This window comes from Pseudomonas defluvii (assembly GCF_001695625.1).
Lineage (GTDB): Bacteria > Pseudomonadota > Gammaproteobacteria > Pseudomonadales > Pseudomonadaceae > Aquipseudomonas > Aquipseudomonas defluvii.
Genome location: NZ_MBPN01000005.1, coordinates 77,159 through 101,723, shown reverse-complemented (window position 1 = coordinate 101,723; position 24,565 = coordinate 77,159). Strand labels below are relative to the sequence as shown.

At 62.5% G+C, this 24,565-nt stretch carries 19 protein-coding genes; 11 read left to right on the top strand and 8 right to left on the bottom strand.

Going from position 1 to position 24,565, the window contains the following annotated elements; genetic code table 11:
• Positions 1-893, bottom strand: an 893-nt coding sequence (locus EKA13_RS02555; protein WP_065757972.1) for a thiolase family protein, incomplete at its 3' end; no start/stop codon positions are given.
• A 119-nt stretch (positions 894-1,012) separates the two neighbouring features.
• Between EKA13_RS02555 and EKA13_RS02550 the strand changes: the two genes are divergently transcribed.
• The 7 genes from EKA13_RS02550 to EKA13_RS02520 all read left to right on the top strand — a co-directional run bounded on the left by EKA13_RS02550 (position 1,013) and on the right by EKA13_RS02520 (position 6,150).
• A complete protein-coding gene (locus EKA13_RS02550; RefSeq protein ID WP_065757971.1) occupies positions 1,013-2,365 on the top strand; it encodes a 3-oxoacyl-ACP reductase in 1,353 nt (450 codons plus the stop codon).
• Between the two features lie 2 nt (positions 2,366-2,367).
• Complete coding sequence (locus EKA13_RS02545; RefSeq protein ID WP_065757970.1) at positions 2,368-3,228, top strand: MaoC family dehydratase; 861 nt, start codon at positions 2,368-2,370, stop codon at positions 3,226-3,228.
• Positions 3,229-3,306: 78 nt separating this feature from the next.
• The gene (locus tag EKA13_RS02540; protein ID WP_065757969.1) at positions 3,307-3,612 is read left to right on the top strand and encodes a MazG-like family protein; all 306 of its coding nucleotides are present in this window, start codon (positions 3,307-3,309) and stop codon (positions 3,610-3,612) included.
• Positions 3,609-4,358 (top strand): methyltransferase, encoded by a 750-nt coding sequence (locus tag EKA13_RS02535; protein ID WP_065757968.1) that lies wholly within the window; start codon positions 3,609-3,611, stop codon positions 4,356-4,358. Before EKA13_RS02540 ends, EKA13_RS02535 begins: the two co-directional genes overlap by 4 nt.
• Positions 4,359-4,378: 20 nt before the next feature.
• The gene (locus EKA13_RS02530; protein WP_065757967.1) at positions 4,379-4,999 is read left to right on the top strand and encodes a DUF4136 domain-containing protein; all 621 of its coding nucleotides are present in this window, start codon (positions 4,379-4,381) and stop codon (positions 4,997-4,999) included.
• A gap of 26 nt (positions 5,000-5,025) precedes the next feature.
• Positions 5,026-5,586, top strand: coding sequence for a DUF4136 domain-containing protein (locus tag EKA13_RS02525; protein WP_065757966.1), 561 nt, complete (start codon positions 5,026-5,028; stop codon positions 5,584-5,586).
• 93 nt (positions 5,587-5,679) lie between these two features.
• A complete protein-coding gene (locus tag EKA13_RS02520) occupies positions 5,680-6,150 on the top strand; it encodes a prepilin peptidase (RefSeq protein WP_065757965.1) in 471 nt (156 codons plus the stop codon).
• Between the two features lie 397 nt (positions 6,151-6,547).
• Here the strand turns inward: EKA13_RS02520 and EKA13_RS02515 are convergent, their stop codons facing one another.
• Positions 6,548-8,215, bottom strand: coding sequence for a ShlB/FhaC/HecB family hemolysin secretion/activation protein (locus tag EKA13_RS02515; RefSeq protein WP_065757964.1), 1,668 nt, complete (start codon positions 8,213-8,215; stop codon positions 6,548-6,550).
• A gap of 180 nt (positions 8,216-8,395) precedes the next feature.
• On the opposite strand from EKA13_RS02515, the gene EKA13_RS02510 reads away from it, so the two are divergent.
• Positions 8,396-8,845: a DMT family transporter gene (locus EKA13_RS02510; protein ID WP_065757963.1), complete on the top strand. Its 450-nt coding sequence runs from the start codon at positions 8,396-8,398 to the stop codon at positions 8,843-8,845.
• Between the two features lie 12 nt (positions 8,846-8,857).
• Here EKA13_RS02510 and pbpC read toward each other — a convergent pair whose 3' ends face one another.
• Positions 8,858-11,212, bottom strand: coding sequence for a peptidoglycan glycosyltransferase PbpC (gene pbpC, locus EKA13_RS02505; RefSeq protein WP_065757962.1), 2,355 nt, complete (start codon positions 11,210-11,212; stop codon positions 8,858-8,860).
• Between the two features lie 104 nt (positions 11,213-11,316).
• Here pbpC and EKA13_RS02500 point away from each other — a divergent pair, with 104 nt between their 5' ends.
• Complete coding sequence (locus EKA13_RS02500; protein WP_065757961.1) at positions 11,317-11,610, top strand: hypothetical protein; 294 nt, start codon at positions 11,317-11,319, stop codon at positions 11,608-11,610.
• Positions 11,611-11,675: 65 nt separating this feature from the next.
• Here EKA13_RS02500 and EKA13_RS02495 read toward each other — a convergent pair whose 3' ends face one another.
• Positions 11,676-16,574, bottom strand: coding sequence for an alpha-2-macroglobulin family protein (locus tag EKA13_RS02495; protein WP_065757960.1), 4,899 nt, complete (start codon positions 16,572-16,574; stop codon positions 11,676-11,678).
• Positions 16,575-16,745: 171 nt separating this feature from the next.
• Between EKA13_RS02495 and EKA13_RS02490 the strand changes: the two genes are divergently transcribed.
• Positions 16,746-18,110 (top strand): MATE family efflux transporter, encoded by a 1,365-nt coding sequence (locus EKA13_RS02490; RefSeq protein WP_065757959.1) that lies wholly within the window; start codon positions 16,746-16,748, stop codon positions 18,108-18,110.
• A 206-nt stretch (positions 18,111-18,316) separates the two neighbouring features.
• Here EKA13_RS02490 and speA read toward each other — a convergent pair whose 3' ends face one another.
• The 4 genes from speA to EKA13_RS02470 form a co-directional block, all read right to left on the bottom strand.
• Positions 18,317-20,230, bottom strand: a complete 1,914-nt coding sequence (speA, locus tag EKA13_RS02485; RefSeq protein ID WP_065757958.1) for an arginine decarboxylase — start codon at positions 20,228-20,230, stop codon at positions 18,317-18,319.
• A 154-nt stretch (positions 20,231-20,384) separates the two neighbouring features.
• Positions 20,385-20,756: a translation initiation factor Sui1 gene (locus EKA13_RS02480; protein ID WP_065757957.1), complete on the bottom strand. Its 372-nt coding sequence runs from the start codon at positions 20,754-20,756 to the stop codon at positions 20,385-20,387.
• A 193-nt stretch (positions 20,757-20,949) separates the two neighbouring features.
• Positions 20,950-21,486 carry an NUDIX hydrolase gene (locus EKA13_RS02475; protein ID WP_065757956.1) on the bottom strand — a complete coding sequence of 179 codons (537 nt, stop codon included), beginning with the start codon at positions 21,484-21,486 and terminating at the stop codon, positions 20,950-20,952.
• A gap of 4 nt (positions 21,487-21,490) precedes the next feature.
• On the bottom strand, positions 21,491-22,564 hold the full coding sequence (locus tag EKA13_RS02470) for a DUF2333 family protein (RefSeq protein WP_065757955.1): 1,074 nt from the start codon (positions 22,562-22,564) through the stop codon (positions 21,491-21,493).
• 282 nt (positions 22,565-22,846) lie between these two features.
• Between EKA13_RS02470 and EKA13_RS02465 the strand changes: the two genes are divergently transcribed.
• A complete protein-coding gene (locus EKA13_RS02465) occupies positions 22,847-24,463 on the top strand; it encodes a response regulator (RefSeq protein WP_065757954.1) in 1,617 nt (538 codons plus the stop codon).
• Positions 24,464-24,565: the final 102 nt, after the last annotated feature.

The window sequence follows — 24,565 nt, the reverse complement described above, 5'->3', positions numbered from 1 at the left end:
AAATCCACTGCGGCGCTCTCGCCGTCGACCAGCCAGGCCATCACCGGCAAACCTCGCTCCTGCGCCCAGGCTTCACTCCCCAGCAAGACCACCGAGGCACCATCGGTCAACGGCGTCGAGTTACCTGCCGTGAGGCTACCTTGGCTGCTTCGATCGAACACCGGCTTGAGTGCAGCAAGCGTTTCCAGAGTAAGGTCGGGGCGCAGGTTCTGGTCGCGGTTCAAACCCAGGAAAGGTGTCAGCAGGTCATCGTGCCAGCCCTCGGCAAAAGACGCCGCCAGGTTCTGATGGCTGCGCAAGGCCAGTTCGTCCTGAGCCAGACGCTCAATCTGCCAGGTACGCGCCATCAACTCGCAGTGCTGGCCCATCGACAGGCCTGTGCGAGGCTCGCCATTACGCGGCAATTCGGGCTTCAGGTGCCGAAAGCGCAGTTGCAACAGTGCCTTGAGCTTTTCACCCGTACCTTTCGCCCGATTGGCCTGCAACAAGATCCGACGCAAGCCTTCGCTCACCGCAATCGGCGCATCCGAAGTGGTATCAACACCCCCGGCAACGCCGCACTCGATCTGCCCCAGAGCGATCTTGTTGGCGACCATCAACGCCGCTTCAAGCCCAGTGCCACACGCTTGCTGCACATCATAGGCCGGCGTTTGCGCTGACAACCGCGAGCCAAGGACACATTCGCGGGCCAGGTTGAAATCCCGTGAATGCTTGAGCACCGCGCCAGCGGCCACCTCGCCCAGGCGCACGCCGTGCAGGCTGAAGCGCTCGATCAGCCCCTCCAGGACCGCCGTGAGCATGTCCTGGTTGCTGGCCTTGGCATAAGGGCCATTCGCGCGAGCAAAGGGGATTCGGTTACCACCGATGATTGCGACCCGGCGCAAAGAACGCATGCACAACCTCCTTGTGTTGAGGGCAGACTCGATACAGCGTAGGTGTTTTTTCCACCTTCAAGCGACCAACGGCAAAACATGGTCCACACTTTGAGGCTGATCTCATGGAGGCCTCATTCATGTCCGACCGCTATCTCGACTTCGCCAACTCCGACTTCGGCCGCCGCCTGGTCGGTGTCATCGGCTTGCCGACACCAGCCCGCCTGGAGCGCTGGGAGGCCGGCCGGATGCGTCCGATCGAAGGGGCGCTGCTGCTGGGCGGTGGCGCACTGTCGCGGCAGGTCGCCGGGTTTGCCACACGTCTGACCGACGAGGTCTACAGCTATGCCGATGAGGGCCTGCAACTGCCGGCGTGGGTGGCGGGCCTGGGGCCATCGCTCAAGGCGGTGCTGTTCGATGCCAGCGAACTGGAGGACATCGACCAGCTCAAGCAACTGCGCGAGTTCTTCCAGCCGCTGCTACGTAGCCTTGATGCCAATGCGTCAGTGGTGATTCTCGGGCGTGCCCCGGAACAGCTCGAAGCGCCGCTGGCCAGTGTTGCCCAGCGTGCCCTGGAGGGCTTCAGCCGTTCGCTGGCGAAAGAACTGCGCAACGGCGGCAGACTGCAACTGCTGTATATCGGCGACGGTGCCGAGGACCAGCTTGAAGGCGCACTGCGTTTCTTCCTGTCGCCCAAGAGTGCCTTCATCTCCGGCCAGGTGCTGCGCTTGAATGCTTGCACCAGCCACGTTCAGGACTGGACGCGCCCCCTGGCCGGGCGCAAGGCACTGGTGACCGGCGCCGCACGCGGTATTGGTGCGGCCATCGCCGAAACCCTCATCCGAGACGGTGCAGACGTTGTGCTGCTCGACGTACCGCAGGCCAAGGCCGAGCTTGAAGCGCTTGCAACCCGCTTGGGCGCACGCAGCCTGGCACTGAATATCTGTGCGGACGATGCTCCAGAACAGCTCATCGCAGGCCTGCCTGATGGCCTCGATATCGTCGTTCACAACGCCGGAATCACCCGTGACAAGACCTTGGCCAACATGACCCCGGAGTACTGGGACTCGGTCATGGCCGTTAACCTTAAGGCACCACAGATCCTCACCCAGGCCTTGCTCGACAGAGGCGCCCTGCACGCCAACGCCCGCATCGTGCTGCTGGCCTCGATCAGTGGTATTGCGGGCAACCGCGGGCAGTCCAACTATGCCGCCAGCAAGGCCGGCCTGATTGGCCTGGCCCAGGCCTGGGCGCCACGCCTGGCCAGCACGGGGAGCAGCATCAACGCCGTCGCCCCGGGTTTCATTGAAACGCGGATGACCGCCGCCATTCCTTTCGCCCTGCGCGAGGCAGGCCGGCGCATGAGTTCACTGGGCCAGGGCGGCCTGCCACAGGATGTCGCCGAAGCCGTGGCCTGGCTGGTGCAGCCGGGCAGCGGCGCGGTCAACGGACAGGTGCTGAGGGTCTGCGGGCAAGCGGTCATGGGGGCTTGAGCATGACGCATCAATGGCATGAACTGAGCACGACCGCCGCGCTGCCTGGGCTGTACCTGCGAGCAGCGCGCAAGCGCAAGATCAGCGGCACCACCCTGCCGACGACCGGGCTACGCTGCAGCCTTGAGGTCAATGCCGAGCGACTGGCAGCCTACCGCACGCTGTGCCACTTTGGTGACGACCCGCTGCTGCCCGCGACCTGGCCGCATGTAATGGCATTCCCCCTGCAACTGCAGTTGCTCACTGCCAACGACTTTCCGTTTCCGCTGCCAGGCCTGGTTCACCTGAGCAACAGCATTCACGTCATACGACCGCTGGGCGGTGTCACCCGACTGCACTTCGCGGTGCGGGTGGATAACCTGCAGGCCCATGAGAAAGGCGCAACCTTCGACCTCATCACCGAAGCCCGCGATGGTCTCGGGCTGCTCTGGAGCGAAACCAGCCGCATGCTGTGCCGAGGCGTGAAACTTCCAGGCGAACCCGCCTGCGAACCTGAAGCCGAAGCCCTGCCCCTGAGCGAACTGACCCGCTGGTACGCCAACAGCAACATCGGACGACGCTATGCACGCCTCTGTGGCGACTACAACCCGATCCACCTGAGCGCCATCAGCGCCCGCCTGTTCGGTTTCCCCAAAGCCATTGCCCATGGCATGTGGAGCAAAGCCATGGCCCTGGCCGCCTTGCGTGGCCACCTGCCAACCGGTGGTTACGCGATTGAGGTCAATTTCCACAAACCGGTACGCTTGCCAAGCGAGGTGGTACTCGACGCCAGCCCTGTCGCACCCACCGGGCAACTGCGTCTGAGTGGCCATGGCGGGTTGGTGCATATACAGGGGACATGGCGAGCGCTTGAAGCCCCCTGAACCAGCAACCTCTGGCCTTGAGGTCCTTGCGTTGCAGCGCGCTCAGGCTGAAGCTATGCAGCCTGAGGAGACTACCCCATGAATTTGCAAGCATTGACCGAGCGACTGCACCGCATTCGTGACAACAACGACTGGCGCGGCTTTCATAGCCCGAAAAACCTGGCCATGGCGGCCAGCGTGGAAATGGCCGAACTGGTCGAAATTTTCCAGTGGCTGAGTGAAGACCAGTCGCGCCAACTCTCCAGGGAGCAACTGGAACACGCCGGCCAGGAAGTCGGCGATGTCGTCCTCTACCTGCTATTACTGTGCAGTGAACTGGGCCTGGACATGGAGCAGGTCGTCACACTCAAGTTGGCTGACAGCGAGAGGCGTTTCGCCCGATGAATGACCGTCACTTCGATGAGCTGGCGACCCGTTTTGCCGAAAAGATCTACGGTGGAGCAAAAGGTGCGATTCGTCTGGCGGTGCTCCAGGCCGACCTTGTCGAGAGCCTGCCAGAGCGCCCACTACGCGTTCTCGATATTGGTGCAGGCCTGGGCCATATGGCCTTGTGGCTGGCCGAGCGCGGCCACCAGGTAACCCTGGCCGAGCCCGCCGCGCCGATGCTTGACGGTGCCCGGGCACGTTTTGCCGACGCAGGCCAACACGCCACGTTCATCCAGGCCCCCTGGCAAGACCTGCTCGGCCAACTCACCGAGCCCTATGACCTGGTGTTATGCCACGCCGTGCTTGAATGGCTGGCCGAGCCCGAGGCCATTCTGCCCGTCCTGCATCAACTGACACGCCCCGGTGGCTGGTTGTCGTTGGCGTTCTACAACCGTGATGCCTTGGTGTACCGCAACCTGCTCAAGGGCCATTTCCGCAAAATGCGGCGCAACAGCATGGCTGGCGAAAAGCAGAGCCTGACCCCGCAAAAACCACTTGATCCACGCGAACTCAAGGTGCACCTTGAACGCCTGTGGCAGGTTGAAAACGAAAGCGGCGTGCGGGTTTTCCACGACTACATGCCGAGCGAATTCCAGGCCAAGGCCGCGTTGAGCGACCTGCTGGAAATGGAACTGGCGCATCGCCGCCATCCGGTGTTCGCCGGGCTGGGCCGCTACCTGCACTGGATCTGCCGGCCCCTGTAGCGGGTCGACTGGAGCACGACATGTCGTACCGTCCTGTTGCTGCGAGCCTGATCTGCCTGGCCTTGGTTGGCTGTCAGGGCAGCAACCCTTATGTCGCCAGCGCTCTGCCAATGCCGCCAGCACCCGCGCATGCAGCCAACACCTTCGATGCCAGCGCCTACCCGGCAGCGAACCGTGATTATGCGCACTACCGCAGCTGGAGCTGGCGCAATGGCCAACTGCCCGATGGCAGTAGCATCGCCGATCCGGCGCAACTGGCCGAGGCGGTCAGTAACGCACTTGACCAACACGGCCTGCGGCCCTCCCGCGAGCAGCCCGCCGACCTGCAGGTCAGCGCCAGCCTCAGTGTGGAAAAACGCCTGCGCCAGGTTCGTGAGGACGACTACCCTTATGGTGGCTATGGGTACAGCGGTTATGGCTATGGTCACCACGGTGGTTATGGCATGTACACCAGCGTCCCCATCGTGCGGACCTACGAAATCGAAGTGTTAGTGGTGCGCCTGCACCTGTTCGACGCCAGCAATGGCCAAGCGGTCTGGAGTGCCAGCGCCGAAGCCGCGAACCCGAGCTCCGAGCGGGGCCGTGCCGATGCAGTGCGTAGCGCAATCAACAAAGCACTGGAGGGTTATCCTCCCAGTTAGGTTGTAGAGGCCACCGGAGAACCGTCATGTTCCGCCGTATTGCGTTACTTGCCTTGTTTGCCCTGTTGAGTGCTTGCCAGAGCAACAATGTCACCCAGGACTTCGACGCCAGCCGAGACTTCGCCAGCTACCGTAGCTGGGCCTGGAAAGAACCGGCCTTGCAGTACCGGCCCGACGATCCGCGCATCCAGAGTGACTTGACCGAGCAACGCATCCGCCAGGCCATCAGTGGTCAGCTCGATCAACGCGGCCTGCGCCCAGCGCAAGGCAGCAGCCATGCCGATCTAAGCGTACAGGCCTACCTGATCGTCGAAAACCGCCAGCAGCAGGTCACGACCAACTATGGTGGCGCATGGAACGGCTATTGGGGCGGCTACTGGGGCGGGCCGGCCTACAACGAAACCCGCAGCGTCGACTACACGGTGGCCACCATTCAGGTCGACCTGTTCGACGGCCATGACGGCAAGCTGGTCTGGCGCGGCAGCGCTGAACACGTCATGAGCAACTACCCGCCCAGCCCTGCAGAGCGCAGCAGTGCGATCCAGCAAACCGTCGCCAAGGTCCTGGCCAACTACCCTCCGCGCTGAGCTTTTTTTTCCGCCGTGGCTGAAGGCGTCTACCCTGAAAGAGAGAGCAGACGGCTCCTAGAATCAATCATCGAAAAGGATGGCAACTCACCCATGCAAAGCATCGTCCTGCTGCTGTGGCTCGCCTTGTGTGCCGAACAGGATGTACGTGAACGCGAGGTCGCCAATACCCTGACACTGGGTGCAGCCACGTGCGCACTGGCTTACCTGTTTACCACCGGGCATACCTGGATAGGCGCCGACGCCAGCGAAGGCGGCTGGGCGCTGGCCCTGGTCATGCTGCTGACCTTACCCGGCTACATGCTTGGTCATGTGGGTGCGGGTGACGTCAAGCTGCTCGCCGCGTTGGCACTAGCCACCGACAAGATGCATGTCCTGGGCACCTTTATCGGTGCGGGCGTGGCCTTGGTGATCTGGCTATTGAGCCGGCGCTGGCTGTGGTCGCTCTTGAGCCTGCGAGTGAAAAAACGCCTCACGCAACTGCGTGAAGCGTCATCGAGCAAACAGCCCTTCGCACCGTTCCTGATGGCAGGCTTTCTTCTGGCTGCGGTGTGGATCCAGTAACCGAACCGCCCCTGCTTAGCGCTCGCGCTTCAAAATGACACGCTTCCTGCCAGGGACCGGCGGCCAGTGCCCGCCAGATTCTGCGCCCCAGAACCTGTTCAAGACGTTGAAAATTGCCTGAGGGCGGTACGATCAACCGCTCACTCATGAACACCGGCACGGCCTCCGATACGCCAGTATCCCGACTGAGCACCTGCCCGCAGAAACAGGCCACAAGCGCTCCCAGCAGAAACGCCCTCACCAGGCTAATGGTAATGCGACTACTCATGTCGGCCCCCTCTGCTCAAACGACCACTCACAGTGTCTTTTCAGGCAGCGCCCCAACTCTGCAGCGGCATTCAATGGCTTCGTTAATTGACGGTAGCGCAAGGAAAACGAAATGCCATCCCGTACAGGTTTACAACTTCAGGCTGACGCTCACGGTAAAACGCGGATGCCGATCGACGCTGTCAAACGCTGCATCGGCCAAAGGTTTGGCGATCTCCAATGACAGGTTGTAGTCACGCAAATCCCCCATGCGCACCCCCAGCGCCAGCGATGCCAGGTGCGCACTGCGTACATCCAGTTTGTTGAACCAGGCCTGGGCGGTATCCAGTACAGCATACGGTTGCACCACGTTCAGTAGGCCACCCTCTCCCATGACGCTGTAGTTGACCTCATAAGCCAAGCCCCATCCTTTGTCGCCAGAGGCTTGGTCGACCGGGTAACCTCGCCCAAAATACCGCCCACCAAACACGGCCCGTTCACTGTCCGGCAGGCTGTCGTCGCTCCAGTACAGAGCCCCCGATGCCACACCCTGCCAATTGTCGAAGAAACGGTCACGCTGGACGCCGGACACGCGCAGGCGCAAAAAATCCAGGTCGTAATCGCTGTTGGTTTTGGCCCCCAGGTAATCAAGCCCCTGGTACACACCTCCACTGATCATCCGCAGTTGCCGCTCATCAGCCTTGCGCCAATCCCCCTCAAAGCTGAGCACACGGGTATCGGTATCCGTTGAGGTATTGAGCGGCGTACCGTCAGCCCGATAGTCAATGCGGTCACGCACCGCGTAGAGCCTTGCCGCAACATTCAGCCATTCGTCAGGTGCGGCAATCAGTGGCTGGCTCAGCCCCGCCGATACGGTATCGCTACGCCAATCCCGCAGCAGCTCCCGGCCATTGCGAAGGTGTAGCGGCGTGTCCAACTCCGTGCGGAAGGTCGAGGCAGCCAGGTTCAACTGGCTGCCCTCGCTGTCCAGGTACTGGGCATAGTCGAGACGGTAGTAACGCTGATGATCATCGCCCGACGCAAACAAGCCACCAACACTCAATTGCTCACCCAGCGCCGTCTGCGACTGGCTGTCCAGGCTCAACAGCGCTTGAGGGTCTGCACGGCTGCCATCGTTCAGTACCACTGCGGCCGCCAAGGGTTGGCGCGATGCCTTGACGATCAAGCGGGCAGCACCGTCCGACGGGCTGGCGGGGCTCAACAAGCCTTTCAGGGTCACGTCTGGGATGTGGTTCATCAAGCGGGTGTAGCGCTCAAAGGTCTGCCGGGTCAGTGGTCTTTCCGTTTTGATCCTCTCTGCCAGGCGTGTCACATAGGCCGACACCGGGCCGACATCACCGCGCAGTTCAACGTCGCGCACGTAGCCTTCAACCAGCACCACCCGCAAGGAGCCTTCACTGAAGTCCTGATCCGGCACCACCGCATAAGACAGAAAATAGCCATCGCGGTGATAACGCTCGGTCAATCGCGCCGTGGCCTCAAGCACCTCGTCGAGGGTGACGGCGCGTTCTATCAGGTCCTGATAGTTGTCTTTCAAATCACTCAGTGGGTAGACCGTACCACCCTCAAAATGCACCTTTCGAAACCATACCCGAGTACCGGTCGGCAAACGCAACAAAGGCGGTTTCGCAGGCGCGACAAACACATCGGCTGCGGCCGGGCGATAGGCATCGATCGGCAGGTTAGATGTCGGCAGGTAGCGTTCGACCGCACTGCGATTGAGGTCATTCTGCAAGGCATCGGCGCACACGCCACACCCCCAGGAAAGGCCCAACAATGCGAGGGTCATCGAACGCATAGGACACTCCTTGACCCTGAATGTACGGGGCGGCTCGACGGTGCGTTTCGTCTAACCCAAGCGTAGGTGTTGCCCGAACAACCGTCTAATTGGCCATCCGGTCTACAGTTGCCAGAGGCAAGACGAGCACCCCTCGCCGCCTGCCGTTATAATCCGCGCCCCTTTTTTCTGGAGATTGCCATGCCCGCCCCTGCCTGGTGGCTGCTCTGCCTGCCGTTCGTCGCTGGCGCCTTTCTTCCGCTGCAAGCCGGTATCAACGGCCAGTTGGCCAAACAGGTGTCCAGCGTGCTCGCCGCCGCCCTGATTTCCTTTGGTGTCGGCACCGTCGCGCTGCTTGCGCTGGTGTTGCTGCAGCGCGAAGTGCCTGGTTTCAACGCACTCAAGAGCCTGACCTGGTGGCACTGGTGCGGTGGTCTGCTGGGTGCCTTTTTCATTACAACGGCCGCCTTTGCCGGCCCGCGCATTGGCGCATTGCTGTTCATGGCGCTGGTACTGGCCGGACAGCTGGCAATGGCCTTGACCCTCGACCATTTCGGCTGGGCCGGCTTTCGCGAAGCGCCGGCCAGCCTGGGCAAGGTCGCCGGCTTGCTGCTGGTACTGGCCGGCGTCTGGATGATTCGTCGCGGCTGAATAGACTGCGGCTCAGTCGTTGACCTGAAACTCGATGCGTGCGGTCTGCCCGCTGGCGTCGAGTGCACTCAACTCATACCGGCCGGCCTGCTCGAAACTGACCGTGAGGCTATCCTGTGCAGCAGTCTCGCCCACCGGCGCGCCGTTGAGGAACCACCAGCGCTGGCCACTGCCACCCAAGGCCGACACTTTCAGTTGCAGCGCGTCGCGACTGGTCGCCGGTCGGCGCAATTGGTCGCCGTTGCGCACACCAACAATCGACAACGGCGCGGTTGCGTCCGGCACCTTCGGCGGGCACCGTGGATCAATGGCCGGCAACCGTGCCTCGCGTCGCTCCACCCGGGGCAACCACGGTTCCAGCGGCGCAGGCCACAAGGCGATGTCGCGTGCATGGGCACCGGGGCACGCCGCATCGACACGCAAGCCCTGGTCATTGACCCAGACCTTTTCCAGCAAGCCCACACTCAGGGGCTGATCAAGCGCCTGCAACGTCGGCGGCGTGGTGCCATCAAGCGTCCAGGCGAAACGTTGCCGCCGACAGTTGTCATCCTGCCGGGCCATCGGCTGGCCCAGTGGCCAGCAGATCGCTGCCACCCCAACGTTGGCCGGTACGGCTGCTACCGGTGCGGTGATGCCGCGCTGGCTGTCGCGGTTACTCAACACGTCATGCACCTGCAGCATCAACGGCGCCGCCGAGGCCAGGCCAAACTGGCCCGGCACCGGTGTGCCATCGGGGCGGCCGATCCAGATCCCGATCAGGTAGCGTGGGCCAACGCCAATCGACCAGGCGTCGCGAAAGCCATAACTGGTGCCCGTCTTCCAGGCCAGTTGTGGCCGCTGCACCAACTCGGCATGGGGGTCGAGGTCTGGGCGGGCCTGGCCACTGAGAATGCGCCGCGTGATCCACGCCGCACCCGGCGACAACAGGCGCCGCTCCAGCAGTGGGTCGTCGGGCTGCAAACGCAGCGCGGCACTCATGCCGTTGCGGGCAAAGGCACTGTAACCGCTGACCAGATCCTCAAGGCGGCTGCCCGCTCCGCCCAGGATCAACGACAGGTTGGGCTCGGCCAGTGGTGGCAGCGTCAACGGCATGCCGCCCTGACGCATCTGCGCGGCAAAGCGTTTCGGCCCATAGGCTTCGAGCAATTGCACCGCGGGTAGGTTCAGAGACAAGGCCAGGGCCGAACTGGCCGAAACCGGCCCGCTGAAACCCTGAGAAAAATTGCCGGGACGGTAGTCGCCGTAACGCCGAGGTACGTCCTGCAGCAGCGACTCGGAGTGAATCAACCCTTCATCAAGCGCCATCCCGAACAGGAACGGTTTGAGGGTCGAACCGGGTGAGCGCAGGGCACTGATCATGTCGACATGACCGAAGCGCCGGGTATCGCCGAGATCGACCGAGCCCAAGTAAGCGCGCACGGCCATGGTCTGCGACTCGACCACCAGAATCGCTGCCGACGTACGTTCAGGCAGGCGCGCGCGCCACCCCAGCAGCAGGTCCTCCAGACGGCGTTGCAGGGCGGCATCGAGGGTGGTGCGGATCAATGGCGGGCTGCCCGGACGGTTCAAGCGCCGGGCCAACAGCGGGGCCAGTGTCGGCTCCTGACGTGGCGCCAGCAACAGTGGTTCCTGCGCCGCTTCGGCAACCTGTTGCTCAGGCCACACCCGGTATTCGGCCAGCCGTTGCAGCACTTTGTCACGTGCAGCCTGGGCACGCTGCGGGTGACGATCAGGGCGCAGGCGGCTCGGTGCTTGCGGCAACACCGCCAACAGCGCGGCGTCGGCCGGGGTCAGTTGTTGGGGTGACTTGCCCAGGTACGCCCAGCTCGCCGCCGCGACCCCTTGTAATGTTCCGCCAAAGGGCGCGCGGTTGAGGTAGATCTGCAGGATCTCGTCCTTGGACAGGTGCCACTCCAACTGCGCGGTACGCCAGAGCTGGCGCAACTTGCCGGGCAGCGTTCTGGCATGCGGGTCGAGCAGTCGCGCCACCTGCATCGACAATGTGCTGCCACCGGACACCACGCGGCCACCCTGCAGGTTCTGCCAGACAGCGCGCCCCAAGGCCAAGGGGTTCACCCCGGGATGGCGATAGAACCAGCGGTCCTCGTAGGTCAGCAAGGCCTGCAGGTACAGGGGCGACACCTGCTCAGGAGTGATCGGGTAGCGCCACACGCCATTGGCATCGGCGAAACGCCACAACGGTGTACCATCCTCCGCCAGCACCACCCGGGCCAGGTCATCCGCAGGCAACGGCAGCGGCCAGATACGGTCGGCAAGCCATAGCAGCGCGCACAGCAGCAACCCACTCGCCGCGATGCCCGCAAGCCATCTACCCGTGCGACTATCAGGGCGAACTACGCTGAACATCACGTGCCGACACCTTGTTCCGGGCACAGGGAACCGAGCCGGCCCGTGAGTGGCCAAAGGCTGGAAAATGGCGAAGCTGCCATGATGATTATCAGGAAGCGATTATGCATGTAGAAGGTTTTTTCGAATGGCTCGGCCAAGCGCTGGGCGCCTTGATCCGCTTTGTAGTGGATGGCCTCAATGGCCTGTTCAGCCTGCTGTCCAACGCTGGCGGCAGCTTTATCGAAGGCCTTTCGCGCACGTTGGGCATGGACACCTCGCTGGTCAGCATCCTCACGCTGATCGTCGGGCTGCTGGTGCTGTACTCGGCGGTTCGCGCATTCATGCGCGCCTCGATCATTATCGGGATCATCTGGTTGCTGCTGGGGTTGTGGATTCTGAGCTGGGTGGTGCATTGACCACCCTCGCCGGCAAGGCCGGTGCCTACAGGACAGACATCACCCTGTAGGCACTGGCAGCAGACTCAGCGCTCCTTGACCACCAACGACCCACGCGCCTCGCCGACCGCCTGCCAGTTTGGCCGGTACATCGACTCGACCTGTGGCGGTGGCACCCGGTAAACACCCGGGGTCACTGCACGGGCCAGGTACAGCAGGTGCGTGGTGCCGTATCCGTCCAGGTCCACCGCCGCGACATAACGATCGTCACGGAACTCCTGATGCAGCAAGGTCGCGTTCTGCATCGCACTGTGCCACTCCTTCACCGCACTGCTGGCGTTGTCCAGGCTGGCCGCGCTTTGCGCCAGGTTCTGATTCTCCAGCTCCAGGCCGGCAGGCAGCAGGTCGACCACCAAGGCATCCGGCACACGCTGACTGGCACTCACCGCCAGGTGTACCAACACCAGTTGGCCGCTCTTCAGGCCATTAAGGTCCAACGGCTGGCCGTTCATGCCCAGGTAATCGCGGCGGATGCTCAGGTTCTCGCCACCGGCCGGTGGCGCCACCTGTGGATAACCCGACAAGGTCAGTTGCTGGTAGAGGGTCTGGTCACCGTTGTTCTGTACGGTCAACGACTGAGCCAGCGCAGTGCTTTCAAGCTTCACTGCAGGCTGTGCCTGGCTCAGCTCTCGCACCTCGCCACCAGCCTCCAGGCGAGCGGTCCAGGGTTGCTCTGGCTTGCCGAGCAAACCGCGCCCGGCCAGGAACAGGGCGTTGCGCTCCTGCGTCGACAACCAGCGATTGGCCGCCAACAGGTCCGACAACTCGAACAACCGAGCCTCACGCTTGCCCGCCGCCAGGTTGTTTTCTTCCAGCAGGGCCAGAATCAAGGCCTGATCCCGTAGCGGGCTACCGTAGTCGCCCAGCCAGTAGCGGCTATCACGGGTAACCGCCAGCCCGGCCTGCATCGCCTGTTCGGCGCGCGGTTTGTCGCCCATCTTGTCCAAAGCCACGGACAACTGCACCAGCGGCAGGCCCGAGCGCGCATCGCTACGACGCTCGAACAAACTGCGCAGGGCGCCCAGTGGTGCTTGCTGACTGCGCGCCAATACCAGCGCGGCATACGCCTGCACGGCAAAGCGGCTGTGCTCGGCGTTCTGGCTGTAGCGCACCTCGATCAGGTTACGCTCCTGCACGTAACGCAGCAGGCGCTCACTGGCCTTCTTCAAGGCTTCGGCCGGCACCGCATAGCCTTGATCACGGGCACGCAGGAGGAAGTCGGTGACATAGGCGGTCAACCAGTACTCTTCCTCACCGTCAGCACTCCACAGGCCGAAGCTGCCGTTGTAGCGCTGCATGCCCAGCAAACGCTCAATACCGACTTCGATCTTGCGCTGACGTTTATCCGCAGCCTCGCCTTTCAGGCCCAGGCGTTTAAGTGTCGCGTCATCGGCATAGAGCGAGGGGTACAGGCCACTGGTGGTCTGCTCGGCACAGCCATACGGGTAGGCTTCCAGCGCGCGAATCTGCTCGCCAAGGTTCAGCGGTGGGCGGCTGGACAAGGCCAGGCTCGCCTCAAGGCCGGCCGGCTCGAACACCGCCAGTTCCGACTGCGGCAGGCTCCATGGCTGATCGCTGAGCGTTGCGCGGTAATGCTTGAGCAGCGCCGGGTACGCCGGGCGTATGCCCAAGGTCCACTCCCGGCTGAACACGGTGTTCGGCTCGCCTGGCAGCACCAGGCCTTGCACCTGCACCTTGACCTGCCCTTGCCCCAAGCCACCAACGGCCTGCACCGGAATCAGCAAGGTCTTGCGCTGGCCTTCAGCCAAAGGCACTTGCTGCTCGGCGGCGCGCATCAGGCTGAGCTGACCATCTGCGCTGAACTGCACCGTAAGGTTCTGTGCCTTGCCGGAGAGGTTCGACAGGTCCAGCGCCAGGGTGGTGCGATCACCACCGGCGAGGAAGCGCGGCGCCGACAGCTCGGCAATCAGCGGCGCGGCGACGACAGTCTTGGCCTCGGCCATGCCGAAGCGGTCTTCGGTCCAGGCCTGGGCCATCACCCGCAGCTCACCGTTGAAATCCGGGATATCGACACTGGCCTGGCCTTCACCCTTCTCGTTCAGGGTCACCGGCGCGCTTTGCAGGGCAACGATGGTGACGCTGGTGTCCGGGCGCTTGCCACCTTTGGTCAGGCCGGCGTCACCACCGAATGCCAGGCTGGCCAGGCGGCCCTGACCGGCTTCGATCAACTGGCCGTAAATATCCAGTTGATCGGCCCCATAGGCCTTGCGCCCGAACATCGCGGCAAATGGATCAGGCGTTGCGTATTCAGTGATGTTGAGAATGCCAACGTCAACCGCTGCCAGCAGCACATGCACCTGTTTCGGCACACTGCCATCGGCGTTACGCGCCTGTACCTTGACCGTCAGGGGTTGCTTGGGACGCATCTTCTCTGGCGCCGTCAGGCTGACCGCCAGCTTACGCTCGGCACGCTCCAGTGGCAGGTGCAGAATACCGACGGCACGCTTGGGCGTGACGTTGGCCTTGCGCTCACCCGGACGAATCACCAAGGCGCTGACATACAGATCGTGCCGCGCCCACTTGCGGTCCAGCTTGACCTCGAAGGCCTTGCCTTCGGCCGGCACGTCGATTTCCTCCCACCACAGCGGGCCATCGGCGGACTCGACCATCAAGTAACCCTTGCCTGCAGCAGGCGGGGTCACGGTGACCGTGGCGGTGTCGCCATCGGCATAGGCTTTCTTGTCCAGCGCCAGCTTGACCTGGTCTGGGCGTACGGCGCCGCCGTCGGTGTTGTCCTGGGCGCGGTAGCCGGCCCAGAAACGCAGGCTGCTGACCAGCCCGGTGCGCGGATCTTCCACCTCGACACGGTACGGGCCCCACGCGACCGGAAAGCTGATCTTGGCGGTACCGCCGGCCTTGATGCTGACGGTTTCTTCACTCTGGGTCAGGTACTTCTCATTGAAGTTGTAGCTCCAGCCATCGCTTTCGGAGTAGTTCCAGTAGTAGTCACGGCGCTCCTGCACCAGGCGCACGCGCAGGTTATCCACCGCCAGCTTGTTGCCGTTGCGATCGGCGACAAGCAGTTCAAACTCGACCGGGCCGTCACCGTCGGTTTCCTCACCGTCAAACAGGCCACGCAGCCCCGGCAGCCGCTCGGCAGGCCAGATCGGCTGTTCAAGCCGGCGAGTGATTGGCCGGCCTCCGGACTCCTGCAGGCTTGCCTGCACCGTCAACTGCAAAGGCGAACGGGCTTCGGACCATTTGCTCTCGATGCTCAGCGTGGCATCACCGGAGGCATCCAGGGTCGTTTCGTCCAGCTCCAGATCCTGGCTCAACTCCTGCTCGGTGACCGAACCGAACTGATAGCCGGGCAAGGCCGGCACCGCCTCACGCAGTGGGCGGATGTAGGCCTGGCCGCTCAGGCGATTGCCCGACGCTGGGGCGCCGTAGAGGTAACGGCCATTGACCGATATCTCGGCAGTTTCATCAGGGCTCAGGGGTGTCGGGCTGCCTTTGAGTTCAAGCGCCAGACGCTCGGGCAGGAAGTCCTCGACCATGAAGCCGTAGACCTGTCGCTGACCGCCGCCGAAGTCGAAGAGCAACTCCCAACGCCCGGTCGGCGCTTCGCCAGCCAGTTGCAGGGCGTATTGATAAAGGCCCTCGCTACCCGGTTCCCAGACAAACTTGCGGCTGATCTGGTTATCCGGGCGACGCACTTCGACCGTGACCGGTTGCGGCTTGACCGGCTTACCGTCCTGATCACGCAGCAGCGCGTTGAGCAGCACCGTCTCACCCGGGCGATAAAGGTCACGCGGACCAAACACGAAAAACTGCAAAGGGTTGGCCAGAGGCCCGGTGATGTCGAACTCGGCCAGGTCCAGCGCGGCGTTGTTCAGCCGCAGCATCGTGGTGTGTTCAGCCTGCTTGGCCAACAGCACCTCAGCCTTGGCCGCTGCCGGCAACTGCGCGTGGCCGCTGCCATCGGTCTTGCCCTGGCCCAGCACACGGCCCTCGTTGTCGAGCAGTTCGACCTCCACACCGCTGAGGGCCTTACCGCCCTCCAGCGCCTGGGTAAACACATCGAGGCGGTTCTGATAACGGTGCGCCGACAGGCCGATGTCACTGAGGGTGAACAGTGTGGCCGGCTGCGAGTAGTTGTAGGTACCCGAGGCACGCATGACCGCCAGATAAACACCCGGTTGTTGCAGCGGCTTGAGGCCGGCGATCGGCAACAGCAGGGTTTCACGGGTATTGCGCGCCGGGTTCAGGTCGAAGCGACCGCCATAGACCAACTCGGCCATCGGCAACAGCTCGCGGGACTCATAGGTCTGCAGGCTGCTGTTGCGGCCCCACTGCCCCAGGAAGGTCGGCAGCGCTTCAGGCTTGATCCGGAAAAATTCGACATCGACCTTGTCGACGTTCAGCGCGATCACCGGCAGGCCTTCGGCCACGCGGGTCGGCAACAGCGAGCCGCGGCTGGCGAAACCGACAGTCGGCTCCAGGTCGCGGGTTTCCAGGCGGCTGACCGACTCGGCAGCCAGGCGCTTGCCATTCACCGCCAACAGCCCGGCGTCGATGGTCAGCACCAGTTTGCGCTTGGGCTCCAGGTGCCGCAGTCGCAGTTCCATCTGGTTATCAGAGAGCTCCCAGGCACCGTCAACCTTGCCCTTTACCGTATCGACCAGGTGCAGGCGCTCGGCAAATGGCTGCTGAGCGTCCAGTGGTGCACTGAACGACACCGACAAGGTGCTTGAGCCATCCAACTGCACCTCGGACACATCCACCACGCTCAACTCGCGTCCGGCGTAGCGTTGGGCCAGGGTTGCCGCATCTTCACGCGCGGGCTTGGGCGCGCTGGGCGCCGCCTTCTCTGCCGGTGCAGGCGCGGGTTTATCCACGGATGACGAGTCACAGGCACTCAATAGCGCCAGCGCACAGGCCAGCAACAATCCTTTGTTGAACATGGGAGATGAACTCTCTTGGGCAGCAGTGTCTTTAAGGGGTGAACTATATCTCATCAGCATCAGGGCAAGCGTGCGCAAATGCACGCTTTAGCCACAGGCCAGGCGCTCAGACCGCCTGTCGGCCCATTAGTGCCGTCTGTCCACTACAATGCGGGCTGACAAGGAGCATGCATGACCTCACTGATCGCCGATTGGCGCGACCGCCCTACCCACCGTAACGTGTGGGCGCTGGCCGCGCCGATGATTCTTTCGAACATCTCCGTACCGCTGGTGGCCTTGGTCGACAGTGCCGTGATCGGCCACCTGCCCCATGCCCACCAACTCGGTGCAGTGGCTGTCGGCGCCAGCCTCTATACCGTCCTGGCCTGGGTGATGGGCTTCCTGCGCATGGGCACTACCGGCTTTGCCGCACAAGCCGCCGGCCGTGAGGACGGCGCTGCCTTGCGCCAGGTACTGCTGCAAGGGCTGGCACTGGCGCTGTGCTTCGCCCTGTTGCTGGGCCTGCTGGCGATCCCCTTCAGCCACCTGGCGTTGAGCGTGATGCAACCCTCGCAGGCGCTGGCACAAACCACCCATGACTTCTTCCAGACCCGCTTGCTCGGCCTGCCGGCCGCCCTGGCCAGCTTCGCCCTGGTAGGCTGGTTCCTCGGCACCCAGAATGCGCGTGCACCGCTGGCGATCCTGCTGACCACCAACCTGCTGAACATCGTGCTCAACCTCTGGTTCGTGATGGGCCTGGACTGGGGCGTTATCGGCTCGGCGCGGGCTTCGGTGGTCGCCGAGTGGAGCGCTGCCCTGCTCGGCCTGGCCTTGACCCGCCCGGCCCTGCGCGCCTACCCGGGCAAACTGGCCTGGGCAGCGCTACGCCGCTGGCAGAGCTGGCGACCGCTGCTGAGCGTCAACCGGGACATCTTCATTCGCAGCCTGGCCTTGCAGGCGGTGTTCTTCCTGATCACCGTGCAGGGCGCCCGCTTGGGCGATGCCACCGTCGCAGCGAATGCCCTGCTGCTCAACGGCTTGCTACTCACGGCCTATGCACTGGACGGCCTGGCCCACGCCGTGGAAGCACTTTGTGGCCACGCCATCGGGGCCGGCGACCGTCCCGCCCTGCGTCGCTCCTTGACCGTGGCGGCGGGCTGGTCGTTGCTGGCAAGCCTGGGGTTTGCCTTGCTGTTCATGCTTGGCGGCCACCTGTTCATTGAAATGCAGACCGACATCCAAAGCGTGCGTGAAACCGCCTTCGAGTACCTGCCGTACCTGGCAGTGCTGCCGTTGATCGCCGTGTGGAGCTACCTGCTCGATGGCCTGTTCATCGGCGCCACCCGCGCACGGGAAATGCGCAACGGTATGCTGCTCAGCGTCGTCCTCGCCGTCCCCTTTGCCTATGCCATAAGCGGGCTTGGCAACCATGGGCTGTGGCTGGGTTTTCTGCTGTTCATGGCCTTGCGCGGCGTGACACTGGGCCTGATGAGCTGGCGGATGCAGCAACGCAATGAATGGTTCAAAGAGCCCACCCACGCACTGAAATCCCGCTGATGCCATCGCAGGCAAGCCTGCCACACAGATAATGCAGTGCTCCACACTGATCCCTGTAGGAGTTGGCTTGCCAACGATGCGGGCGCCGCGCACTTACTGACGCCCCGCCAATGCCATCGCAGGCAAGCCTGCCCCTACAGAAATGGAGTGTTCTGCACGGATCTCTGTAGGAGCCGGCCTTGGCCGCGATGACAGCCGACGCCGTGTTACGAGGACAGGTACGAAGAACGCGTCAGGCCCAGGCGCAGGGCATCCAGGAACTGGGTGCGCTCGCGGGCACTGATCTTGGCGCTGGCGACCTTGTCGCGGTAGTGCGTCATCAGCTCTTCCGGCGACAGGTGCACGTAACGCAGCATGTCTTCGATGGTGTCGTGGGTTTCGATACCGGCGTGGTACACGCTGCCGTTCGGGTTCTGGTAGATGTTCACCGAATCGGTATCACCGAACAGGTTGTGCATGTCCCCCAGAATTTCCTGATAAGCACCTACCAGGAAGATACCCAGCAGGTAGTCTTCACCTTCTTTGATGCCATGCACCGGCAAGCTGGTCTCGATGCTCTGCTCGTCGACGTACTGGTTGATCTTGCCGTCGGAGTCACAGGTCAGGTCCTGCAGCACAGCGCGGCGCATCGGCTCTTCGTCAAGACGGTGCAACGGCAGGATCGGCAGTACCTGGCCAATCGCCCAGGTGTCCGGCAGGCTCTGGAACACCGAGAAGTTGCAGATGTACTTGTCGGCCAGCTTGTCGTTGAGCTCGTCCAGCACTTGACGGTGCGAACGCTGGCGCGCCTTCAGCGAGTTGTGCAGGCGGCGGCAGACGGCGAAGTAGCACTGTTCGGCCAGGGCTTTCTGGGCCAGGGTAATCTTGCCATCGGCATACTGGGCAGCGACGTCACTCATGTAGTGCGTGGCGCGCCAGTAGGTCTCGGTGACCATCTCGATGTCAGTCGGGCCAAGCAGGTCGATCAGCCATTGCACGGTTTCCGGCAGGCTTTCCTTGTCTTCGATGGTCGGCACTTCATCGTTGTGTTTCTCAACGTCCGTCACCTGCACTACGAGGACGGCGTGGTGGGCTGTCAGCGAGCGACCGCTCTCGGAGAAGATGTGCGGGTGCGGCAGGCCCTGCGCATCGCAGAACTCCTTGAGCATGCCGACCACGACACCGGCGTAGTCGTCCATGTCGTAGTTGATCGAACTGGCGTTGCGCGAGTGGGTACCGTCGTAGTCCACGCCCAGGCCACCGCCGACGTCGATGTGATCGACCGGCAGGTTCAGGGCGCGCAGTTCGCCGTAGTAGCGAATGGCTTCCTTGAAACCGTGCTGGTAGTCCGCCAGGTTGGCGATCTGCGAACCCATGTGGAAGTGCAGCAGGCGGATACCCTGATCCAGGCCGGCATCACGGAAGCGCTGTACCACCGAGATCAGTTGTGCCGCCGACAGGCCGAACTTGGATTTTTCGCCACCGGTGTCAGCCCACTTGCTCGAAGCCAGGGACGACAGGCGCACACGCAGGCCAACCTGCGGCTTGACCTTGAGTTCGGCGGCTTCTTCGATCACCAGCGCCACTTCCGACTCTTTCTCGATGACGATAAAGACGTTGTGGCCCAGCTTCTGGCCCATCAGCGCCAGGCGGATGAACTCGCGGTCCTTGTAACCGTTGCAAACGATAGTGCCGCCCTTCGGCGCCAGCGCCAACACGGCCAGCAGCTCAGGCTTGGAGCCTGCCTCAAGGCCGATGGACACGTCCTGAGTGGCGATGATGTTTTCCACCACCGCTTCCTGCTGGTTGACCTTGATCGGGTACAGCGCGGTGTACTTGCTCTGGTATTCCAGGCGCGCGATGTTGGCGTCGAAAGCACCGGTCAGTTGGCGTACGCGGTCTTGCAGGATGTCGGGGAAACGAACCAGCAATGGCAGCGACAAGCCGCTCTTGCGCAGTTCATCGACTTCCTCGAACAGGTCGATCGGCGCACTGCCCGGCCCGTTGGGGCGTACTTCGACGCGCCCGGCCTCGTTGATCGCGAAATACCCGGCCCCCCAATGGCGGATCCCATACACACTGCGGCTGTCCGCAACGGTCCATTGGCTGCCATCGTCTTTGCGTGTGCGTCGTACGGACATCGAAGTCCCCTATATAAAAAATCGAAGAACACCGGCCAGCCCGGAGCGGGCGCAGTGTAAATCCTGAAAATGACGGTCTTCCGTGTTCAGGGGTAGACCCTTCCTACGGGAACGAGTTTAGAAACGGGAATGCAAAAAATCGCGACGGGGCCGATCAGCCACCGGATTTTTTCGCCTTGAAGCCCTGTTTGACCAGTTCTGCCAGTAACAGCTCGACATGATCGCCCTGGATCTCGATGACACCGTCCTTCAAGGCACCACCGGTTCCACAGCGGCGCTTGAGCGTGCTGGCCAGATCCTTGAGTGCTTCGAGGGGCAGCGGCACGCCGCTGATGGTGGTAACGGTCTTGCCGCCACGGCCTTTGCTTTCGCGGCGCACGCGAGCAATGCCATCGCCTTCAGGGATGGCCGTCTGCTTGCAGATGCAGGCATCGATGGGTTGGCTGCAGTCCGGGCAATGCCGACCTGCATCGGTGGAGAACACCAGGCCGCCAAGGGCAGCGAATGATGCGGCTTTTTTGGCCACTTTTGATCCTCTATCGTGAGGACAAAAACTGGTCGATGCCCCGAGCGAGGTACCGACCGCGAAGCCCCACTCTGGCAGGGGCAGCGCAACCGGGTCTGCGAACAGTCCCGGCTTTAAAAGGCCGCGCAGTGTAACGACAAATGCAGCAAATGCTAAGTACAAATCTGCGCCATTTTAGGCAGATTTAGCGACCTCAGGATTGACGGTCGAGGTAACGTTTCAACGCGGCCAGTGAATCGGGGCAATACGGCTGCACCAGGCTGTCGGCCATGACCGCTTCCAGGGGCAGAAAACGAGCCTCGCTGACCTCCTCCGGCTGTAGCCGCAGGGGGCCGTCCCAGACGGCCGAGAACACCGCGCACCACAAACGGTTGTCGGGCTGATCGAAGAAAAAACGCTCATGGGCCGTCAGTTCAACGCCGGTTACGCCCAATTCTTCTTCCAGCTCTCGCGCTGCCGAGGCGGCGTAGCTTTCACCCACCGCCACCATGCCGCCAGCGGCCACATCCCAATAGCCCGGATAAAGCGCCTTGCTCAGTGTGCGCCGGTGCACGCACAGGTGCCCGGCCGAGTTGAACAGCAGAATGAACGTGCCACGACCGATCAAGCCGCGCTCGCGCAACTCGGCCCGTTGCATGGCACCCTGCTCGGCATCGTCGCGGTCGACCCAGACGATGCGCTCAGCATCTGAAGCGGCGCGATGCGCCGCCTCGCGGGAAGAGATGGCCACCGCCTCAGCCCTGGGACAGCAGTTGGCGCAGATCGATCACTGCGGCGTTGGCCCGGGAAATGTAGTTGGCCATCACCAACGAGTGGTTGGCCCACATGCCGAAGCCACTGCCGTTGAGTACCATCGGGCTCCACAGAGACTCTTGGGAGGCCTCCAGCTCGCGGATGATCTGACGCACGCTGACGGTGGCGTTCTTCTTCGCCAGCACGTCGGCGAAGTCGACCTCGATGGCGCGCAGCAGGTGCGACAGCGCCCACGCCTGGCCACGGGCCTCGTAGAACACGTTGTCGATCTGCAGCCACGGGGTCTCGACCACTTCCTCATCCAATTGCGGCACTTGGCCGGCAACCACAGACTCGGTTTTCAGGGTGGTATTGAGCTTGACCCGGCCGACGCTGGCCGACAGGCGCTGGGACAGCGAACCCAGGCGCGTGGCGACATCGCCCAACCAGTTGTTCAGGTTGTCGGCACGGGTATAGAACTGCGCGCCCTGCTGGTCAGGCGAGGCCAGGCGGTTCTGATAACGGGTCAGGCTGTTGATGCCTTCCTGGAACTCCGACTCGCTCGACGGCAAGATCCAGCTCTTGTTGTCGAAGTTGAAGCGCGGCTCGGCCTTGGCCAGGTCAGCATCCTCGGTGGACTGCGACTGGGAGCGGGCAAAGTCCTTGCGCAGGGCGCGGCTCAGATCACGCACCTGGACCAGCACGCCGTACTCCCAGCTCGGCATGTTGTCCATCCACAGGCCTGGCGGGAAACGGTCGTTGGAGATATAGCCACCGGGCTTGTGCAGCAACGTACCGGAAACAGTCTTGAGAGTTTCGATGGTGGTATAGCCGATCACCATCTGCTTGCCCGTGCGCTCAGCTGCAGCCTGGGCGTTCTGCTGAACCGGGAACAGGTCAGGCTCCTCGCTCCAGTACCAGCCCAGGGCAATCGTCACCAACAGATAAATGGCAATGAGTGTTCCCAGCGCCCGGCTGAACAACAGGCCGCTGAAATAGCTGCCCGCTGCTGTTTCACGGGTACCAGCCCGCTCGCGCGCCTCGGCTTTGCCTGTACGGTTTTTCCAGTCCAGCATGGCATTGTCCTTTCAGTCACGTCGGTTCAAAGGTTCGACCGCAAGCCCAGGCATTGCGCCGGCGTACCCTGTGCTTTTCACAGCCGCTCGCCTGCCGGGGGTCGGCATCATGCGTTGCACTATAAATCAACCCGGCTGCTTCGCATAAGCGACTATCCGGTCACAAACTGAATTTGCAGGCAACGCGGTAATTTGACGCAAGACACGTGATCGCCTGAAAAGTAGTGCTAGCATAGAGCCATCACTGGAACTCAGCCTCACCCCTATATAAGTAGTCAGGACATGACCGAGCCAGAAGACCCAAATCGTGAGCGCCTCAAACAGCACTTTGCCCAGCGGGTCATTCACCAGGCTCGGCAGATACTTGAGATCTGGCAACGCCTGCAGCGTAGCGAGTGGTCGAGCAATGACCTCGGTGAACTGTGCGAAGCCAACCTGCGACTGCAGCGTTATGCCGAGCGCTTTGACCAGCCTGAGCACAGTCAACTGGCCGAGGCAATAGGGCAAACCCTGAAGGCTATAGAGGCTAACGGTGCGCGCCTGAGCAGCGGCTTGATCAATGAACTCAACCGCCTGATGCAACGCCTGTCGCGCACTGGCTTGCGCCAGGGCGACCAGCTTGAGCAGACCCCGCTGCCGCCGCTGCGCAAGCCGGTTTACATCATGCTGCAAGACCATGACCGGGCAGAGCGACTGGCGACGCAATTGGAGTTCTTTGGCCTAGGGGTACAGGCACTGAACAGCGCCGAAGCCTTTCGGGCCTCGATGGCCGAGCGTCTGCCGGCCGCCCTAGTCATGGACGTCGACTTCACCGGCAGCGGGCAAGGCCTGCATCTGGCGGCCCAAGCTCAACAGGGGCTGGAGCAGCCCCTTCCGCTGTTGTTCTTCAGCCTGCACGAAACCGATACGCCGACGCGCCTGGCTGCCGTGCGTGCTGGCGGCCAGGAATTCCTGACCGGCACGCTGGAAGCCTCCAGCCTGCTGGAAAAGGTCGAACTGCTGACCAGCGTGACTCAGTACGAACCGTTCCGGGTACTGGTCATTGATGATTCGCGGGCTCAAGCCATCTACACCGAGCGCTTGCTGAACAACGCAGGCATCGTTACCCGCACCCTCACCGACCCGATTCAAACCATGGCTGAGCTGGCCGACTTCCAGCCAGACCTGATCATTCTTGATCTGTACATGCCAGGCTGCACGGGGCCTGAGCTGGCCAAGGTCATCCGACAAAACGACCGTTATGTCAGTGTGCCGATCATTTACCTGTCGGCCGAGGACGACCTGGACAAGCAGCTCGAAGCCATGAGCGAGGGCGGCGATGACTTCCTGACCAAACCCATCCGTTCGCACCATCTGATCACCACGGTACGCAACCGTGCGGCGCGAGCCCGCAACCTCAATGCACGCATGGTCCGCGACAGCCTCACCGGCCTGTACAACCACACGCACATCCTGCAATTGCTGGAAGACTGCAGCTTCCGCGCCCGTCGCGAAGAGCGCCCATTGAGCTTTGCAATGCTCGACATCGATCACTTCAAGAAGGTCAACGACAGCCACGGCCACCCCATGGGCGACCGCGTGATCAAAAGCCTGGCGCTGTTTCTGAAACAACGCCTGCGCAAGACCGACTTTATTGGTCGCTATGGCGGTGAAGAGTTTGCGATTGTCATGCCCAGTACAGACCTGAATGCCGCACACAAAGTGCTGGATGAGATCCGCCAACGCTTCTCCGAAATTCATTACCCGGCCCAGCCGCGCGACCTGTACTGCACGTTCAGCGCCGGGGTTGTACAACTGAACGATGGGCTCGATGCGTTGAGCATGGCAACCGCCGCCGATGAGGCGCTGTACCGGGCCAAGGCTGCAGGACGCAACACCGTGCTGCGCAGCGAACCATAAAGGCAATGTGCCAGTTTTTTTAGTTCTTCCGCGCCTTCGTCATAACCTCGTAACAAAAACGCAATAACTTCAGAGGCTTACCATTCAGCCGTTGGTAGACCC

Excerpts from the sequence above, each read along its gene's own strand:
- EKA13_RS02470 (WP_065757955.1), bottom strand. The coding sequence starts at position 22,564 with ATGCTGGACTGGAAAAACCGTACAGGCAAAGCCGAGGCGCGCGAGCGG.
- EKA13_RS02495 (WP_065757960.1), bottom strand. The coding sequence starts at position 16,574 with ATGTTCAACAAAGGATTGTTGCTGGCCTGTGCGCTGGCGCTATTGAGT.
- EKA13_RS02465 (WP_065757954.1), top strand. The coding sequence starts at position 22,847 with ATGACCGAGCCAGAAGACCCAAATCGTGAGCGCCTCAAACAGCACTTT.
- EKA13_RS02535 (WP_065757968.1), top strand. The coding sequence starts at position 3,609 with ATGAATGACCGTCACTTCGATGAGCTGGCGACCCGTTTTGCCGAAAAG.
- EKA13_RS02510 (WP_065757963.1), top strand. The coding sequence starts at position 8,396 with ATGCCCGCCCCTGCCTGGTGGCTGCTCTGCCTGCCGTTCGTCGCTGGC.
- pbpC (WP_065757962.1), bottom strand. The coding sequence starts at position 11,212 with ATGTTCAGCGTAGTTCGCCCTGATAGTCGCACGGGTAGATGGCTTGCG.
- EKA13_RS02520 (WP_065757965.1), top strand. The coding sequence starts at position 5,680 with ATGCAAAGCATCGTCCTGCTGCTGTGGCTCGCCTTGTGTGCCGAACAG.
- EKA13_RS02525 (WP_065757966.1), top strand. The coding sequence starts at position 5,026 with ATGTTCCGCCGTATTGCGTTACTTGCCTTGTTTGCCCTGTTGAGTGCT.
- speA (WP_065757958.1), bottom strand. The coding sequence starts at position 20,230 with ATGTCCGTACGACGCACACGCAAAGACGATGGCAGCCAATGGACCGTT.
- EKA13_RS02545 (WP_065757970.1), top strand. The coding sequence starts at position 2,368 with ATGACGCATCAATGGCATGAACTGAGCACGACCGCCGCGCTGCCTGGG.
- EKA13_RS02540 (WP_065757969.1), top strand. The coding sequence starts at position 3,307 with ATGAATTTGCAAGCATTGACCGAGCGACTGCACCGCATTCGTGACAAC.
- EKA13_RS02550 (WP_065757971.1), top strand. The coding sequence starts at position 1,013 with ATGTCCGACCGCTATCTCGACTTCGCCAACTCCGACTTCGGCCGCCGC.
- EKA13_RS02515 (WP_065757964.1), bottom strand. The coding sequence starts at position 8,215 with ATGCGTTCGATGACCCTCGCATTGTTGGGCCTTTCCTGGGGGTGTGGC.
- EKA13_RS02490 (WP_065757959.1), top strand. The coding sequence starts at position 16,746 with ATGACCTCACTGATCGCCGATTGGCGCGACCGCCCTACCCACCGTAAC.
- EKA13_RS02530 (WP_065757967.1), top strand. The coding sequence starts at position 4,379 with ATGTCGTACCGTCCTGTTGCTGCGAGCCTGATCTGCCTGGCCTTGGTT.
- EKA13_RS02500 (WP_065757961.1), top strand. The coding sequence starts at position 11,317 with ATGCATGTAGAAGGTTTTTTCGAATGGCTCGGCCAAGCGCTGGGCGCC.